A 16,745-nucleotide genomic window follows, 5' to 3' on the forward strand; every position below is an offset into this window, starting at 1 on the left:
TGTGTGCCGCTTTGGCGGCCTTTGCAAGGCCGGTCCCCAACGGGTGACCGGCCTTTTTTTGTGGCTCAGCCTCTCAGTCCACCTGCCACCATGCAGGCAGCAGCGCACGCACCTGGGCCTGCGCAAACCGGTCGTCCATCAGGTGCACCACGCCCTCGTCGCTGGGCGTGCGGATCACGCGGCCTGCGGCCTGCACCACCTTTTGCAGGCCGGGGTAGAGGTAGGTGTAGTCGTAGCCCGCGCCAAACAGCACCTGCATGCGCTCGCGGATCTGCTCGTTGACGGGGTTGACCTGCGGCAGGCCCAGCGTGGCCAGAAAGGCGCCAATCAACCGCTTGCCCGGCAGGTCGATGCCCTCGGCAAACGCGCCGCCCAGCACAGCAAAGGCAATACCCTGGCTGCTGTCGGTAAAGCGCGCCAGAAACTCGCGCTGCTCGCCCTCCAGCATGCGGCGCGACTGGCACCAGTGCGGCACGTCGGGGTGTTGCTGCGCAAACAATGCAGCAGCCTGCTGCAGGTAGTCATAGCTGCTGAAAAACGCCAGGTAGTTGCCGGGCCGCTCGCGAAACTGCTGCGCCATCAGCGCCGCGATGGGCGCGAGGGACGCCGCGCGGTGCGGGTAGCGCGTGGAAATGTGGCGCGCCACCTGCACCTGCAGCTGGTGCGCGGCAAAGGGCGATTCCACGTCCACCCACACATGATCGTCGGGCAGGCCCAGCAGGTCGGCGTAGTAGCGCGCGGGCTGCAGCGTGGCCGAAAACATGGTGCTGGTGTGTGCCGCTGCGAGGCGCGGTTGCAGAAAGGGTGCGGGCACCACGTTGCGGATGCAGACCACGGAATCGCCGGGCTTGGGGGCGTGGCGGTGGGTGGCCTGGGTGATGTCCACCATCGAATGCGCGTCGAGCAGGTCGGCCATGCGCTGCAGGTGCAGGGCATCGAAGTAGAACGTTTGCAGTGCGCCGTCCGGCTCGGTGGGGTGATCGGTGAAGTGCTCGGTGAGCGTAGTGGTGCACTGCTGCAGCGCGGCCAGCAGCTTGTCGGGGAAGGTTTCGAGCACCGTGTACGTGGCCGGGTGCGCCTTGTCCAGCGCCACCCAGGCGCGGCGCACCTTGTTCAGCGCCTTCTTCACCGGCGCGTGCTGCGCAGCGGTGGGGCTGCTGCGGGCCTGGGCCAAGGCGGCGGGGTGCAGCTCGGCCGTGAACATCTTGCGGCCGCGCTCCACCAGGTTGTGGGCCTCGTCCACCAGCAGCGCCGTGCGCCACTGGTTGGCCTGGGCCAGGCCGTGCAGCAGCCCGCCCAGGTCAAAGTAGTAGTTGTAGTCGCCCACCACCACATCGGCCCAGCGGGCCAGTTCCTGGCTCAGGTAGTAGGGGCAGATGTCATGCTGCAGGGCTACGTCGCGCACACGGGCTTGTTGCAGGACGGACGCGGGTTTGTCTGCGCTGGCGGGGGCCACGGCGGCAGCGCGGGCGGCAGGCAGCCGGTCGTAAAAGCCCCGGGCCAGCGGGCAGGATTCGCCGTGGCAGGCCTTGTCTGGGTGTTCACAGGCCTTGTCGCGCGCCACCAGCTCCAGCACGCGCAGCGGCAGTGCGGGAGCGCTGTTGGACAGGCGCGCCAGCGCATCCAGCGCCATCTGCCGCCCCGAGGTTTTGGCGGCCAGAAAGAACACCTTGTCGATGTGCTGCGCAGGCGCAGCCTTGAGCAGTGGGAACAGCGTGCCCATGGTCTTGCCAATGCCCGTGGGCGCCTGGGCCAGCAGGCAGCGGCCCGCCACTGCCGTCTTGTACACGGCCTCGGCGAGCGGGCGCTGGCCGGTGCGAAAGTCGCCAAACGGAAACGCCAACGTGGTCAGTGCCGCATCGCGTGCGGCACGGTGGGCCACCTGCTGTTCGGCCCAGGCAATGAAGCGCTGGCACTGGGCCTCGAAGTGCTGGCGCAGGTCGTCGGCGTTGCAGCGTTCGGTGAACACCGTCTCTTGTTGCGTGCCCACGTCCAGGTAGACGAGTGCCACGTCGATGTGCGCCAGCTGCTCCTGTTCACACAGCAGCCAGCCATACACCTTGGCCTGCGCCCAGTGCAGGTGGCGGTGCGATGCGGGTTGGCGGTCCAGCCGCCCTTTGAAGGTCTTGACCTCGTCGATGCGCTGCTGCGCGGGGTCGTAGCCATCGGCCCGGCCGCGCACGCGCAGGCTCTGGTAGCTGCCGCTGAGTGCCACTTCGGCGCGATAGCCTGCACCCCGGCGCGACGCTGCCACCGCATGGCCCGCCATGCCCTCCAGCGCGGTGGGTGCGGGCGTAAAGCGCAGGTCCAGGTCGCCCTGCTTGGCGGTGAACTCGCACAGCTCGCGCACCGCCACGGTGTAGGTCATGGTGCGGAGTGGTGGCTGTCGATGGCGGGATCGAACGCTTCACCGAGATGCGCCTGGGCCGGGTCTTCCTCACTGCGCAGCGGCGTGGCCTTGCACAACGCCATCCACACCGCAAAGGGCAAGGTGCAGCGGTTGTGCCTCGCAGGGCGCAGCAGCTCAAAGCGCCCATCCTCCACACTGCCATGTAGCACCCAGATGCCGAAGTGCTCGGGGATCTCTTCGGGCTCGGCTATGCCTGCCGGGAAGACGTAGTAACACTCCTCGCACAGCCACTGATAGGCCTGCCGCTTGGCGTCGTGCCGCAGGTCTGACAGCAGGTCGGCCCGGCTCGCCTTCACCTCGTGCACCATGGGCTGCAGGTAGGCGGGCACCGAGGTATTGCGCACCGAGAACAGATCGGGCCGGGCCATGCGCCACACATTGGCGGCGGCGCGGGCAGCGGGGGCGTGGTCAGCCTCGGCCCACAGCGGTGACATGGCGGGCGCGGTGTTGGTGGGTGCATCGGCCGTGGCCGCAGGCGGCACCACATCCCCCATCGGTACGGTGTCGATCACCGCGCGCAGTGACAGTTCGGTCCATACGATGCGTCCCGAAGCCAGCAGCTGCGCTGCAAACTTCTGCCCCAGCCGGTCGTGCAGGCTCAGCGCCCGCACGCCACGCTGGCGGGCCTGTGCCAGGGTGCGGATGCCTTCGTCGGTGAGGCGCAGGGTTTCACAACCATCGGCCGCAATGTGCAGGCGGATGAGGCCCGCAGCCAGCAGGTCAATCTCCAGCCCATCCTTGCACGGCCAGCCTGCCGAGCGCCAGATCTGCATCAGGCGCGTGCGGTGAAAGCGGGTGATGGGGGCGGAGCGTGGGGAGTCCGAAGTGGGGGAAGGCAGCACCGTCATGGCGGGGTGGGTGGGCTGGCGGAATACTGATTTTAATCACAGTATCCTGCTGGCGCTGCTCTTCGGATGGGCGGAAGGGGAGCGCAGACGAAATTAGGTCAGATCGGCATCTAGTGCAACATGAATATGCACTGGCAGCTATTGAAATAGGAGCGTTTTGGTAAATACCTGGCAAAGGGGGCCATATGAATCCCACAGAGTTTTGAATGGGTATGCTCTTGTGATTGCTTGTATCTTCTTTTTTCAGGCTCTTTGGCTAGTGGTGCCGGTGTGGCTCTAGACAAATGGCGCAGGCCGTCGTCAAGACCTTCACCCAAACACCCCGTTCATCCCCGTGAGCCCCCACAACAACACCCGCATCGATATCACCATACTGGGCTGCGTTGAAAAGCAGATTTGCGAACAACTGATGGAGCCTCACGCTTTCAACCGAAGGACTCGCGGACGTGCAGTTTTTTATGAATCGCTACTGCCAGCAGCCAGGAGCCCAAGGCTTGCAAGCGCAACCGGGGAGCGTTGGATGCTCAGCCCCCGAGCGTCGGATAGTCCGTGTAGCCCTTGGCACCGGGCGTGTAGAACGTGGCGGGGGCGGGCGCGCTCAACGGTGCGTCTTGGCGCATGCGCTTGACCAGGTCCGGGTTGGCGATGAACGGTCTGCCCATGGCGATCAGGTCCGCACGGCCTTCGCTCAGCGCCTGTTGTGCGCTGGCTTTGTTGAACCCGCCGGCGAGGATGAAGGGGCCATCGAATGCCGCCCTCAGATCTGCTTTCAGCTTCGCTGGTACTGGCGGGGCGCCCATGGCCGAATGGTCCAGAAGGTGAACGTACATGAGGCCGAGGGCGGAGAGCTGCTGGACCAAGGCCAGGTACTGTGCGTCCACGCCCTCGAATGCGCCCGTGCTATTGACCACACCGCAAGGCGACAGGCGGATGCCGACGCGCTCGGCGCCGATCTCGTTCACTGCAGCGCGGGCGACCTCCAGCACGATTCGGTTGCGCCCATCGGCGTTGCTGCCGTACCCATCGGTGCGGCGATTGACATTGGCGTTCAGGAATTGCTCCAGCAGGTAGCCGTTGGCTGCGTGCAATTCGATGCCATCGAATCCAGCCTGGATGGCAAGGCGCGCGGCCGTGGCGTACTCGCCGATCACGTTGTGAATGTCAGCCTCTGTCATGGCGCGCGGCGGCGTGTGCGGCAGGCTACCTTGCGTATCGGTCCACATTTCGCCAGGGCAGGTTTCGGGCGAAGGCCCAAGCACCTCGGCACCCGTTGGCAGGTTGGCCTGGTGGCTCACCCGGCCGGTGTGCATCAGCTGCACGACGATCTTGCCGCCCTTGGCATGAACCGCATCGGTCACCAGCTTCCAGCCTTGCACCTGAGCGTCATTGAACAGCCCCGGTATGCGGGCATAGCCCAAGCCGTTGGGCGACGGGGAGGTGCCTTCCGTGATGATGAGGCCAGCGCTTGCACGCTGGGCGTAGTAGGTGGCCATGAGGCTATTGGCCGTGTTGCTCTCGCTCACACGGCTGCGCGTGAGCGGCGACATCACTGTGCGATTGCTCAGCGGGGTGGCGCGCAGGGAGAAAGCTTCGAAAAGCATGGGCTGTCCTAGGAAAATCTAAAGAGGGAAGGGGCGCGAAGGGGAAGAGCTGCCAGCGGTCCGTTCGCAGGCGTCAAGCGATCTGGTAGCGAGGGGCTGGCTTTCCTGCTTGGGTGCCCGCAAACAGTGCGGACCGAGTGGCCTCGTACTTCTCCCACAGGCTTGCATCGGCGACGGATGGCCAGGTGATCGTTTCGCCCTGGTCCAGACCCGCGAGCGCCGCAGCGACCATGTGCTCGGTCGTCATCAGGGTGTCCTTGTTGAGGGCCGCCAGCGGAACGCCCGACAGATCCCAGAGTTCGGTGGATGTCGATGCTGGCAGGACCAGTTGCACCTTCACCCCCGTGTCGGCCAGTTCTTGCTGCAGGCCTCTGCTGTATTGCAGTACGAAGGCCTTGGTGCCGCTGTAAATGGCGCTGATGGGCAGCGAGTGGACGGCCAGAGCGGAGGCGATGTTGATGATCAGACCCTGCTTCCGTGCCACGAAAGCTGGCAGCGCAGCTTGCGTCAGGCGCATCAGGGCTGTGATGTTGAGGTTGATCTGGGCCAACGCTTCATTCGCGGACGTCTGGGCAGCCGGTGCCAGGCGCGCAACACCGGCGTTGTTCACCAGGACTTGCAAGTCCTCCTGGGTGGCCACCATCGTCTCGATGCGCGCTACATCCTGCTCTTGGGTCAGATCGGCCACGATGGGGTCGGCTTTGACGCCATGCGCCTTTGCGATCTGCGTGCAAAGGGCTTCCAGGCGGTCGGCGCGCCGGGCGACAAGGATCAGGTCGTATCCGCGCGCAGCGAGGCGGTCCGCGTAGACGGCACCAATGCCGGAGGAGGCCCCGGTGACCAGGGCGACTTTTTTAGGAGATGGATTTGTCATTGATGGTTGTCCAATTCAGTGGGGTGTTTGACCTGCGTATGCCTCTGTCTGATCTATCGGGCAAGGAACGCCAGCGAGCTGGACACGAAGTCGGCGTGGTACTGGAAAACCCCGCCATGGCCCGCGTCGGGATAGATGATCAGTTGGCTGTTGGGTAGCCGCCGTGCCAGGTCGTGCGTGTTGAGCGTCGGGACCATCCGGTCGTTGTCGCCGTTGACAACGAGCACCGGCTGCCTGATTTGGGAGAGATCGGCAGGCGCCTTCTTGCCCCAGGCGCTCAGGGCTTGCAACTGGGCCACGTAGGCGCTCACGGTGATGTCCTTGTCACGGTTGTCCGTGCGCTCCGAGAGCCGTTTCAGGAAAGCCTTGCCGGCTTCGATGCCGCCGGGCGTGCGGGTGAAGAACAGGAATTGTTTGGGGTCCTGGCCCGTGAAAAGGCCTCGCAAGAGGTCCAGATTGGCCACCCCCGCAACGGAGCTGATGCCATCGCCCCCTGCCGGGCCCGTGCCAGCGAGGATCATTTTGCGAACCAGGTCCGGCTCCTTCAAGGCGATCTCTTGGGCAATCATTCCGCCCATCGAGAAACCGAACAGGTCCACCTGCTGGTAGCCCTTGGCCTTGACGAAGGTGATCGCGTCATCGGCCATCTGCTCCATGGAGTTGGATGGCGAGCCGCTGGATGCACCCACACCCCGGTTGTCGAACGCGATCACGTGGCGCTGGGCGGCAAGCCCGTCCACCACGCGGGGGTCCCAGTTGTCCAGCACCGCCGCCAGGTGGACCAGCAGAATCAGCGGCGTCCCGCCGTGGTGCTTGCCCAGCTCACGGTAGGCAAAGTCCACCCCACCTGCCGATATGGACTGGGTGGGCGCAGTGGCCCAGGTTGGCCGCACTGGGCTGGCCACTGGCGCGGCGCGCGTTGTGCCATTGGGCTCGGCCTGTTGGGCATGCAATGGGATGGATACAAAAGGGGCGGCCAGCGCAAGGAGCGCAGCTGTGGTTTTTTTCAGAAGGGGGTTCATGGCGGGCGTTCGGTAGGCCAAAGACACAGGGGCTGGCGTATTGGGGCTTGATCAGCCCGGCGGGTGCAGGTAGGTCGGCGTGGGCGCGGTCATGCCGTTTTTGACCAGCATGGTGAGTTCGTCCGCCAGGACTTCAGCCTGACCCGCTTCGAGGCCATCCAGCGCGCGCTGGACGATTTTTTCAGGGCTCGACTTGGGTACATCGAAGCCCCGGGTGAGATCGGTGTCCACGTACGCCATGTGCAGGCCGAGCACCTGGGTTTTCTGGGCCAGCAACTCGTTGCGCAGAGCGTTGGTGAGCGACCAGGCTGCAGACTTGCTGGCGGAGTACGCGGCCAGCTCTCCACCATTCACCCAGGATGCGACCGACAGCACATTCAGCAGGGCACCGCCCCCGTTGTCCTTCAGGATGGGCGCAAAGGCCTTGCTCATGCGCAGCACGGAGAAGAAGTTGGTCTCGAAGATGCGGCGTGCGACTTCTTCGCTGTCGTCAGCGAGAAATCCCCCTGGCTGGGCGATGCCCGCGTTGTTGATGAGCAAGGTCACATCCCCGGCCTGAGCGACGGCATTGGCGATTTCTTCGGGCTTGGTCACGTCAAGCTTCAGCGCTTGCACACCGGGCAGGGTGACGGAGGCTGGGTCTCGGGCGGCGGCATAGACTTTGCGCGCGCCACGGTTCAAGAGTTCACGTGCAAAGGCCAGGCCAATGCCACGGTTGGCGCCCGTCACGAGGGCTACAGCGTTTTCGATCTTCATAAGAAACTCCAGTTCAAAAATCAAGATTTCGTTGCGCAGGGCAAAGCCAAGCCAGGCGGGCCGTGTCTGCCTTTGGCCCTGCTTGGCTTTGCTCTGTTTGGTTTTTTGGGTGACTACCGCACCTTGATCACGACCTTGCCTTTGGCGCGGCCGGATTCGACATAGGCCAGTGCGTCGTTGGTGGACTCAAACGAGAAGACCCGGTCCACCACGGGCCGGATCACCCCGGCCTCCACCAGGCGCGTGATCTCGCGCAGCTGGCTTCCGTTGGCCCTCATGAAGAGGAACGAATAGCCCACCCGGCGCGCCAACGCCCTGCGCCTGACGCCTGCACTCAGCAACCGCACGACCAGCTTCAAGAACCAGGGCGCCTTGATCGCGTTTGCGAAATCCGGGTCCGGCGGGCCGGAAATGGAAATGAGCTTTCCTCCGACCTTGAGCACACGCAGGGATTTTTCGAGGGTCTTGCTGTCCTGGCTGTTCAGTACGACGTCGTAGTCGCGCAAGATCTGCTCGAAGTCCTGTGTCTTGTAGTCCACGGCTACGCTGGCCCCGAGGTCCTTCACCATGGCGACATTGGCCGTGCCGGTGGTGGCGGCCACCGTGGCGCCCAGGTGCCGGGCCAGCTGGATGGCAAAGGTCCCCACACCACCAGAGCCCGCCTGGATAAAGACCTTCTGGCCCTTTTTGAGTTGGGCCTTCTCAACCAGCGCTTGCCAGGCCGTCAGCGCCACCAGGGGAAGGGACGCAGCTTCTTCCATGGTGATGTTCTTCGGCTTGAGCGCTAGCGAGGCCTCATTCACTGGCACAAACTCTGCGAACGTGCCAATGCGAAAGTCATCCGGCCGCGCATAGACCTCATCACCCACTTTGAACTGCCGCACGCGGGCGCCCACCTGGGTGACCACGCCAGCCACGTCGTGGCCCAGGACCAGGGGCAGTTTGTAAGGCAGGATGAGCTTGAACTCTCCACTGCGGATCTTCGCGTCCAGAAGATTCACTCCCGCCGCGTGTACCTGGACAAGGACTTCATCGTCGCGCAGCTCCGGGGTTGGCAGCTCGGCCAATCGAAGATCCCCCTTTTGCTGTAGCGATCAAGGACAAATGCTTTCATGGTTCTTCCTTACTCCTGGCGTATTCAGGTCTGTGAACGGCCCAGCACGGGAACGCCGATGTGCCCGCGCGCACTGAGCTTCCCGCCCCCCTCCAGGAGGTGGACTTTGCTACGGTAGACCTTTCCGTTGTCCGAGTCGAGAATCTCTCCATCGGTGTACTGATCGCCGTCTTTTTGGAGACCGCTCTGAGTCGTCAAGCCGATGACAGGCGCGCCCTTGTTGGCGCCTTCGCACTGGTCGCGTTGGGGGTTGTAGTCTTCTGCAGGGCCTGGAAAGACCTTTTCGATCCGGCCCAGCAGAACACCGTTGACCTCGGTGATGCGGGTCAGGGCCCGGGGCTGTCTGCTCACGTCATCGACGTTTTTCCATAGACCCTTCGGCCCTCCTTCGTCGGCCTGCGCGAGGTGCGGCAGCAGGGCCAGCATCCATGCCATGCCGACAAGGAGCAAACTCTGAAAAGCCATCGATTGGTTGCGGGTTAGTGGTTTAAATATGATATTTATCATATTACGGATCGAGCAATAAAGCGCATCACCTGGGCCAAAGTTACCGTGTACCGGTCTCGCCGGAGGAGATCTGGCCCGTACGGACTGCGTCAGCCGCTTGAGACCGGATCACCGAGCGGTCCGCCACGGACTTGTAGGACTCGGCTTTCGAACCCGAAGGGATCTGGCTCCGTGTCATGGGCACTTGAGCTGCTTCGGCGGCCACTTCGGCCCGAGTGCGATTGCCCTCAAACTGGGTTGCAAATTGTGCGGGATCCAACTCTGCGGCGTGTGCGCCGACCGAGGCGAGCGTGGCAAGAATTGCTGTCGAGAAAAAGCGAGAGAAGGTGGTCATGATGGGTATCTCCAAGGAAGTGAGGCTCAGATGCCTCGAAAAAGGCGGCGTATCAAACAGGGGGACGAATCACTTAGCAAGGGTTGTAAAGCAGGGTGGTCATTGCAGCTGGAGGGCCCTTTCAAGGTGGATTGTCAGAGTGAAAATGACAGTCATCATATTTGGCAACAAAAAAACACCAGGCAGGCTATGCATCAAATCATGCACTTTGCACTTCTTGGCTCCGAGTCGATGTTAAATATGATTGCCATCATAATTTTAAATCAAGAAAAATGGAAGCTATTTTTGTGACTCTTCGCCGCTCGCGCGGGCGTATTTGAAAGCTGCCTTGCAAAGCCTTTCAGCCAGCGAAGGGTCGTCTACCGCGCGAGCCAAAGAGACCGCTCCCACCATCGTGGCGACCAAGAAAAGTGCGCGCTCGTGGGCATCTGGGGTCCCCCAGCTGGGCAACTGCCGCGCGACCACATCGACCATTTCCTTCATTCGCCGGGTGGCCGCACGCCTGACCTCTGGGGCCTGGCGAGAGAGTTCTGAACTCAAGGCTGCCATGGGGCAGCCGGACTCTGGGTTGTTGATGTGCTGTTCGGACAAATAGGCGCCCAGCATGGCCTCCAGGGCCTGATCTGCCGGAGCCGCCGCCGCTGCGGACTCGGCAAGCCCTACGGTTTCTGCGCCAGCTCTGTCTGCGGCTTCTGCCAGCATCGCCTCGCGCGAAGGAAAGTGGGCATAAAAGCCGCCATGCGTGAGGCCCGCATCCTTCATGATCTCCGAAACCCCCGCGCCGCCGAAGCCGTTGCGCCGAATTGCGCGTGCTGCCGCTGCAACGATGCGTTCGTGGCTCAGCTCTTTGCGGGAGGGGGCAGTATTTTTCACGCGCTGATGGTACCGCAAATTATTGCATCCGTCATATTTTAAGGACTCTACAAGTCCAACTATTGGACGCGCACTCCCATTGAATGAGCCCGGGCGCCTCGGTGGGGGCCAAGCCGCTGCCGGCATCCATGAATGCGACAGCGTCGGCATCCGGCACGCCACAAGGCTCCGGTGTGACTCTGATGTGGTGGTTGCCCGTCCAGGACAATGTGCCGCAAGGACCTCTCGGATGGAGCGGTAACGAAATCTGGCCCAGCCATAACTTGCGTTGCTAAAAACGACGATCGCCAAGGGGCGATCCTCGGTTGGACACCAGTCTGTCAATATGGCGTGCAGCGCCCGCTGACCGATAGCCTGAACAACGCCTGTTCTGGGACGAAGAACGCGGAACTTCCGAACTTTGGGGCTACGTGGAGAGCAGCAGCTCCTGCCCGAAGCTGGTCAACGGAAAAGACTTCGCCTGATGTCATCGTCCGGACAACACAGGCGCGCACACACAATTGGCGACGAATGACGGCCTTCCACCAAAGCGGTCAGCCGACGCGGCGTTCAGCGAGCTTTGGGTTTCGGTCGCGGTCGACATTCATCACTGAAATCTGACCGTCCGAAACCCGCCTGAAGCCGCCCATTGCCACCGAATCCACTGACGAAGCTCCCGACCCGCTCACCACTCCGCAAAGCTCCCATCCCGGTGCCGCCACACCGGGTTCCTCCACCGGTGCCCCTGCTGCGCCCGCTCGCGCACGTAGTCTTCGTTCACCTCAATCCCTAGCCCCGGCCCCGTGGGGATGGCGACCATGCCGTCCTGGTACGCAAACACCCCGGGGTTGGACACATAGTCCATCAGGTCGTTGGCCTGGTTGTAGTGGATGCCCAGGCTTTGCTCCTGGATGAAGGCGTTGTAGCAAACCGCATCCAGCTGCAGGTTGGCCGCCAGTGCAATTGGGCCTAGCGGGCAGTGCAGGGCCAGGGCCACGTCGTAGGCCTCGGCCATGCTGGCGATCTTGCGGGTTTCGGTGATGCCGCCGGCATGCGAGGGGTCGGGCTGGATGATGTCCGCATATCCGCCTTGCAGCACGCGCTTGAAGTCCCAGCGCGAGTACAGGCGCTCGCCCAGGGCGATGGGGGTGGAGGAGATGCGGGCGATCTCCTTCAGCGCCTCTTCGTGTTCGCTCAGCACGGGCTCTTCGATGAACATGAGCTTGTAGGGCTCCAGCTCCTTGACCAGCACCTTGGCCATGGGCCGGTGCACGCGGCCGTGGAAGTCCACGCCAATCCCCACATTCGGCCCCACGGCCTCGCGCACGGCGGCCACGTTCTGCAGGCAGCGCTCCACCTTGTCGTAGCTGTCCACGTACTGCACCTCTTCGGTGCCGTTCATCTTCACGGCCGTGAAGCCGCGCGCCACGGCGGCCTGGGCAGCGGCGGCCGTCTCGCTGGGGCGGTCTCCGCCAATCCAGCTGTAGACCTTGATGTGGCTGCGCACATTGCCACCCAGTAGCTCGGACACGGGCACGCCCAACGCCTTGCCCTTGATGTCCCACAGGGCCTGGTCGATCCCGGCCAGTGCGCTCATGTGCACGCCGCCGCCCCGGTAAAAGCCGCCCCGGTACAGCACGGTCCAGTGGTCTTCGATGTGGCGTGGGTCTTTGCCAATGAGGTAGTCGGCTAGTTCATCGACCGCAGCGGCCACGGTGTGCGCGCGGCCTTCCAGCACGGGCTCGCCCCAGCCGGTGATGCCTTCGTCCGTTTCGATTTTGAGGAAGCACCAGCGCGGCGGGACGATGAACGTGGTGAGTCGGGTGATCTTCATGGGGGATGGGCAGTCGGTTCAGAAGTGCTGGATTAGCTGGAACGAGTAGGGGGGCGGTTCAGGCAGTGGCGGGCGCGGTGCCAAAGGACGCCTGCCACGCCCGCGCAAACGCTGCGGCTTTGTGCGCGACTTCGGGAGCCTGGTCGCCCGGCCGGTACAGGGCCGAGCCCAGGCCAAAGCCGCTGGCGCCCGCTGCCGCATAGGGCGCGATGCTCTCGGGCACGATGCCGCCCACGGGCACCAGCGCCATGGGCGGCGTGATGACGGCGCGCCAGGCCTTGAGCACATGGGGCGGCAGCGCCTCGGCAGGGAACAGCTTGAGCATGTTGGCGCCCGCTGCCAGCGCGGCATAGGCCTCGGTCAGCGTGGCCACGCCGGGCGCGCAGGCCATGCCGGCAGCGCGGGCGGCCCGGATCACATCGGGGTCGCTGTGGGGCATGACGATGATCTGCCCGCCGGCTGCCGCCACATCGGCAACGGCATCGATGGAGAGCACGGTGCCTGCGCCCACGAGGCAGTCGGCGGGCAGTGCATCGCGCAGCGCGCGGATGCTGGCCAGCGGCTCGGGGGAGTTGAGCGGCACTTCGATGATGCGGAACCCTGCGTCGTACAGCGCGTGGCCGATGGCCACCACCTCGTGCGGCTGCACGCCGCGCAGGATGGCGATGAGCCCGCAGCGCTGCAGGATGTGGAACAGGGCTTTGTCGATGGGGTTCATGCAGCCAGGCTCCCGGCGGTGAAGGGGTGTGAGGGGGAGGGTGCGGGCGCAACGACCAGCCCTGCCGCCAGCGCGATCTGCCACAGCCCGGTGGCCGTGGCCTGCGTGGCGATGGTGGGTGCGGCAAAGCCATGGGTCTGCAGCGCGACGGCGTAGCGGCGGCACAGGTCGGGCTCGCCGCACAGCACCAGCGTTTGTGGTGTTGTTGGGGTTTGATCCTGTGCGCGGCTCAGGCTCGCCACCTCGTGCCCGATCAGCAGGCCCGAGAGGTAGTCCGCTTGCGCGGTAGGCGCCAGCGCGCCGGTCAGCCCCAGCGTGCGGGTGCTGAAGATGTGCGAGAGCAGTCCCAGCGCGGCATCGCTGCCCCGCGCCACCTTCAGCCCGCGCGCAAAGGCATCGTCGTCGGGTGTAACTGCAGCCTGCATGGTCTTGCCCAGAATCGTGTGGCCGCGCAGAGCGGCAAACACCTCGCCGGTCATGAAGGTGTGGAACTGTTCGATGTGGCCTTGGCGTGCCAGCACCCATTTGCTGTGGGTGCCGGGCAGGCCGATGAGCACGGGCGCATCTGCAGGCAGCGCAAGGCCTGCCAGCACCCCCAGCACCTGGGTTTCTTCGCCGCGCATCACGTTGGGCAGCGCGCCCTGCTGCAACAGGCCCGGCACGATGTGCAGCGGCGGGCCGTCGCGCCGCGCCACCAGCGTCAGGCCCCGCGCCAGTGCATCGAGCGAGGTGGGCGTCGGCAGGTACTTGGCCTCGCGCCAGCCCTGGGCGCTGCCCACCATGCCGCAGGCCAGCAGGGGCAGGCCAGGTGTGGCGGCCAGCCAGTCGCCGCAGGTGTCTTGCAGTGCTCGTTCAAACGCGGCGCCGGGCTCGCCGTCTGCCACGCTCGCGGTGGCGGGGGGCAGGTTCATGATGCCCCAGGGGCGGTGCCGCGTCTCCAGCACCTCGCCATGCGCGCCCATGTGGAAGGCGCGCAATGCGCTGGTGCCCCAGTCCAGGGCAATCAGGCCCGCCTCGGCGGGCACCAGATAACGTGCAGGCACCATGGGTGTCCTGCTTAACGCGCCCAGCGCAGCACCAGCGGGTCCAGCCGCCGTGCGATGTCGATCAGGCCGCGCCGCACCTCGGGGTGCATGGCCGGGAAGGGGTGGCGGCCTGCCTCGCAGGCGATCACGCCGCCTTCCTTCATCAGTGCCTTGGCCGTGAGGATGCCGCCCTGGCGGTTTTCGTGGTTGATGAGGGGCAACCAGCGCTGGTAGAGCGCAAACGCCTGGTCCATGTCACCCTGGCGGTGGGCTTCGATGATGGGGCGGATGCCGTCGGGGAACGCACCGCCCGTCATCGCGCCCGTGGCGCCCGCATCCAGGTCGGCCAGCAGGGTGATGGCTTCTTCGCCGTCCCACGGGCCTTCGATGGCATCGCCTCCCAGGCGGATCAGCTCGCGCAGCTTGCTGGCGGCGCCGGGCACTTCGATCTTGAAGTAGGCCAGGTTTTCAATCTCTTGCGCCATGCGCGCCAGGAAGGGGGCCGAAAGCACGGTGCCGCTGGCGGGCGCGTCCTGCACCATGATCGGAATGCGGATCGCATCCGACACACGGGCATAGAACTCGTAAATCTGCGCCTCGGGCACGCGGAAGGTGGCACCGTGGTAGGGCGGCATGGCCATCACCATGGCCGCGCCCATGTCCTGCGCGGCGCGGCTGCGCTCGGCGCACACGCGGGTGCCGTAGTGTGTGGTGGTGACGATGACTGGCACACGGCCTGCCACGTGCTCCAGCGATGTGCGGGTGAGGACTTCGCGCTCGGCATCGGACAGCGAGAACTGCTCGGAGAAGTTGGCCAGGATGCAGACGCCATCCACACCGGCGTCGATCATGAAGTCGAGGCAGCGCTTCTGGCTGTCGAGGTCGAGGCGGCCGTCTTCATGGAACGTGGTGGGCACCACGGGGAAGATGCCGCGGTAGCGAGGGTTCTGGAGGGAATGGGTGGCTGGCATGGCGGGTGCGGGTAAGAATTTGAGTGAAATATGCCTATAGCGCTAGTTGAATAAGCGCTGGTAGCTATTGAATCTGTAGCAATTGACTGCGACGAGCGCCTCAGTGGGGCACATCAATGCGAGTGGCGGGGCACAGCAGCCCCCCGGCAGCCGACCAAGAAGTCAAAGTCGCAACCATCGTCCGCCTGCAGTACGTGGTCCACATACAGCCGCTGGTAGCCGCCGCGTCCGCCGTTGTCCGCGCCCGCCAACGCGGCCAGGCGTGCTGCCAGTTCCTCGTCGCTGATGTCCAGGTGCAATCGGCCGTTCTCGCAGTCCAGCTCAATGAAGTCGCCATCGCGCACAGCAGCCAGCGGGCCACCGGCTGCCGCCTCGGGCGCCACGTGCAGCACCACGGTGCCGTAGGCGGTGCCGCTCATGCGGGCGTCGGAGATGCGTACCATGTCCTTCACGCCCTGGCGCAGCAGCTTGGGCGGCAGGCCCATGTTGCCCACCTCGGCCATGCCGGGGTAGCCCTTGGGGCCGCAGTTCTTGAGCACCATCACGCAGCTCGCGTCGATGTCCAGGTTCTCATCGACGATGCGCTCCTTGTAGTGCTCCAGGTTCTCGAACACCACGGCGCGGCCCCGGTGCTTGAGCAGTTCGGGTGAGGCGGCGGAGGGCTTGAGCACCGCGCCACGCGGCGCCAGATTGCCGCGCAGGATGCAGATGCCACCGTCGGCAATCAGCGGGTTGTTGATCGGGCGGATCACCTCGTCGTTGTATTGCGGGGCTTCGCGCACGTTGTCCCACAGGCTCTTGCCGTTGACGGTGAGGGCGTTGGGGTGGGGCAGAAGCCCGTTCTCGCCCAGGCGGCGCAGCACGGCGGGCAGGCCGCCCGCGTAGTAGAACTCTTCCATCAGGAAGCGGCCCGAGGGCTGCAGGTCTACCAGCGTGGGCGTGCCACGGCCGATGCGCGTCCAGTCCTCCAGGTCCAGCTGCACGCCGATGCGGCCCGCGATGGCCTTCAGGTGGATGACAGCGTTGGTCGAGCCGCCGATGGCGGCGTTGGTGCGGATGGCGTTCTCGAAGGCCTGGCGGGTCAGGATCTTGGAGAGCGTGAGCCCTTCGTGTGCCATCTCCACAATGCGCTTGCCCGACATGTGGGCCAGCACATAGCGGCGCGAGTCCACGGCCGGGATGGCTGCGTTGTGCGGCAGCGATGTGCCCAGCGATTCAGCCATGCAGGCCATGGTGCTGGCCGTGCCCATGGTGTTGCAGGTGCCGGCAGAGCGGGACATGCCGGCCTCGGCCGCAAAGAACTGGTGTTCGTTGATCTCGCCCGCCTTCAGTGACTCGTGCAGGCGCCACACGGCCGTGCCCGAGCCGATGTCCTTGCCGTCGAGCTTGCCGTTGAGCATGGGCCCGCCGGTGACCACGATGGCGGGCACATCGCAGCTGGCCGCGCCCATCAGCAGCGCAGGCGTGGTTTTGTCGCAGCCCACCAGCAGCACCACGGCGTCGATGGGGTTGCCGCGAATGGCCTCTTCCACATCCATGCTGGCCAGGTTGCGCGTGAGCATGGCCGTGGGGCGCAGGTTGGATTCGCCGTTGGAGAACACCGGGAACTCCACCGGAAAGCCGCCCGCCTCGTAGATGCCGCGCTTCACATGCTCGGCGATCTTGCGAAAGTGTGCGTTGCACGGGGTCAGCTCGGACCAGGTGTTGCAGATGCCGATCACGGGGCGGCCGTCGAACGCGTGGTCGGGGATGCCCTGGTTCTTCATCCAGCTGCGGTACATGAAGCCGTTTTTGTCGGCCGTGCCGAACCATTCGGCGGAGCGGAGTTTGCGCTTGGGGGTGGTCATGGTGGGGTGCGAGAGAAAGAGGAAAAATGAAG

The 16,745-nt window shown here is 64.7% G+C and carries 14 protein-coding genes and 1 pseudogene; all 15 read right to left on the reverse strand.

Annotation, left to right across the window (positions count from 1 at the left end; translation table 11 throughout):
- Positions 1-73: 73 nt before the first annotated feature.
- Entirely contained in the window at positions 74-2,368 is a 2,295-nt protein-coding gene (locus IB236_RS14505) for an ATP-dependent DNA helicase (RefSeq protein WP_192421262.1), read from the reverse strand.
- Entirely contained in the window at positions 2,365-3,258 is an 894-nt protein-coding gene (locus IB236_RS14510) for a hypothetical protein (protein WP_192421263.1), read from the reverse strand. The genes IB236_RS14505 and IB236_RS14510 overlap by 4 nt, the downstream gene beginning before the upstream one ends.
- A gap of 524 nt (positions 3,259-3,782) precedes the next feature.
- Positions 3,783-4,859, reverse strand: coding sequence for an alkene reductase (locus IB236_RS14515; protein ID WP_192421264.1), 1,077 nt, complete (start codon positions 4,857-4,859; stop codon positions 3,783-3,785).
- A gap of 73 nt (positions 4,860-4,932) precedes the next feature.
- Complete coding sequence (locus tag IB236_RS14520; protein WP_192421265.1) at positions 4,933-5,733, reverse strand: SDR family oxidoreductase; 801 nt, start codon at positions 5,731-5,733, stop codon at positions 4,933-4,935.
- 53 nt (positions 5,734-5,786) lie between these two features.
- Positions 5,787-6,755 carry an alpha/beta fold hydrolase gene (locus IB236_RS14525; protein WP_192421266.1) on the reverse strand — a complete coding sequence of 323 codons (969 nt, stop codon included), beginning with the start codon at positions 6,753-6,755 and terminating at the stop codon, positions 5,787-5,789.
- Between the two features lie 51 nt (positions 6,756-6,806).
- Positions 6,807-7,511, reverse strand: coding sequence for an SDR family oxidoreductase (locus tag IB236_RS14530; protein ID WP_192421267.1), 705 nt, complete (start codon positions 7,509-7,511; stop codon positions 6,807-6,809).
- Positions 7,512-7,624: 113 nt separating this feature from the next.
- Positions 7,625-8,625 (reverse strand): annotated as a pseudogene (locus IB236_RS14535) (NADP-dependent oxidoreductase).
- A 24-nt stretch (positions 8,626-8,649) separates the two neighbouring features.
- Complete coding sequence (locus tag IB236_RS14540) at positions 8,650-9,060, reverse strand: DUF2147 domain-containing protein (RefSeq protein WP_225581153.1); 411 nt, start codon at positions 9,058-9,060, stop codon at positions 8,650-8,652.
- A gap of 112 nt (positions 9,061-9,172) precedes the next feature.
- A complete protein-coding gene (locus IB236_RS14545) occupies positions 9,173-9,466 on the reverse strand; it encodes a hypothetical protein (protein WP_192421269.1) in 294 nt (97 codons plus the stop codon).
- Between the two features lie 279 nt (positions 9,467-9,745).
- Complete coding sequence (locus IB236_RS14550; RefSeq protein ID WP_370539918.1) at positions 9,746-10,339, reverse strand: TetR/AcrR family transcriptional regulator; 594 nt, start codon at positions 10,337-10,339, stop codon at positions 9,746-9,748.
- Between the two features lie 664 nt (positions 10,340-11,003).
- Positions 11,004-12,152: a galactonate dehydratase gene (gene dgoD / locus IB236_RS14555; RefSeq protein ID WP_192421270.1), complete on the reverse strand. Its 1,149-nt coding sequence runs from the start codon at positions 12,150-12,152 to the stop codon at positions 11,004-11,006.
- Positions 12,153-12,210: 58 nt separating this feature from the next.
- Complete coding sequence (locus tag IB236_RS14560) at positions 12,211-12,870, reverse strand: 2-dehydro-3-deoxy-6-phosphogalactonate aldolase (RefSeq protein WP_116749616.1); 660 nt, start codon at positions 12,868-12,870, stop codon at positions 12,211-12,213.
- Entirely contained in the window at positions 12,867-13,916 is a 1,050-nt protein-coding gene (locus tag IB236_RS14565) for a 2-dehydro-3-deoxygalactonokinase (protein WP_192421271.1), read from the reverse strand. The genes IB236_RS14560 and IB236_RS14565 overlap by 4 nt, the downstream gene beginning before the upstream one ends.
- An 11-nt stretch (positions 13,917-13,927) precedes the next feature.
- Complete coding sequence (locus tag IB236_RS14570; protein WP_192421272.1) at positions 13,928-14,866, reverse strand: dihydrodipicolinate synthase family protein; 939 nt, start codon at positions 14,864-14,866, stop codon at positions 13,928-13,930.
- A gap of 113 nt (positions 14,867-14,979) precedes the next feature.
- Positions 14,980-16,713, reverse strand: a complete 1,734-nt coding sequence (locus IB236_RS14575; protein ID WP_192421273.1) for an IlvD/Edd family dehydratase — start codon at positions 16,711-16,713, stop codon at positions 14,980-14,982.
- Positions 16,714-16,745: the final 32 nt, after the last annotated feature.

It is taken from the genome of Acidovorax sp. ACV02 (assembly GCF_014851475.1).
Lineage (GTDB): Bacteria > Pseudomonadota > Gammaproteobacteria > Burkholderiales > Burkholderiaceae_C > Acidovorax > Acidovorax delafieldii.

Excerpts from the sequence above, each read along its gene's own strand:
- IB236_RS14510 (WP_192421263.1), bottom strand. The coding sequence starts at position 3,258 with ATGACGGTGCTGCCTTCCCCCACTTCGGACTCCCCACGCTCCGCCCCC.
- IB236_RS14570 (WP_192421272.1), bottom strand. The coding sequence starts at position 14,866 with ATGCCAGCCACCCATTCCCTCCAGAACCCTCGCTACCGCGGCATCTTC.
- dgoD (WP_192421270.1), bottom strand. The coding sequence starts at position 12,152 with ATGAAGATCACCCGACTCACCACGTTCATCGTCCCGCCGCGCTGGTGC.
- IB236_RS14525 (WP_192421266.1), bottom strand. The coding sequence starts at position 6,755 with ATGAACCCCCTTCTGAAAAAAACCACAGCTGCGCTCCTTGCGCTGGCC.
- IB236_RS14545 (WP_192421269.1), bottom strand. The coding sequence starts at position 9,466 with ATGACCACCTTCTCTCGCTTTTTCTCGACAGCAATTCTTGCCACGCTC.
- IB236_RS14565 (WP_192421271.1), bottom strand. The coding sequence starts at position 13,916 with ATGGTGCCTGCACGTTATCTGGTGCCCGCCGAGGCGGGCCTGATTGCC.
- IB236_RS14520 (WP_192421265.1), bottom strand. The coding sequence starts at position 5,733 with ATGACAAATCCATCTCCTAAAAAAGTCGCCCTGGTCACCGGGGCCTCC.
- IB236_RS14515 (WP_192421264.1), bottom strand. The coding sequence starts at position 4,859 with ATGCTTTTCGAAGCTTTCTCCCTGCGCGCCACCCCGCTGAGCAATCGC.
- IB236_RS14530 (WP_192421267.1), bottom strand. The coding sequence starts at position 7,511 with ATGAAGATCGAAAACGCTGTAGCCCTCGTGACGGGCGCCAACCGTGGC.
- IB236_RS14560 (WP_116749616.1), bottom strand. The coding sequence starts at position 12,870 with ATGAACCCCATCGACAAAGCCCTGTTCCACATCCTGCAGCGCTGCGGG.
- IB236_RS14540 (WP_225581153.1), bottom strand. The coding sequence starts at position 9,060 with ATGGCATGGATGCTGGCCCTGCTGCCGCACCTCGCGCAGGCCGACGAA.
- IB236_RS14505 (WP_192421262.1), bottom strand. The coding sequence starts at position 2,368 with ATGACCTACACCGTGGCGGTGCGCGAGCTGTGCGAGTTCACCGCCAAG.
- IB236_RS14575 (WP_192421273.1), bottom strand. The coding sequence starts at position 16,713 with ATGACCACCCCCAAGCGCAAACTCCGCTCCGCCGAATGGTTCGGCACG.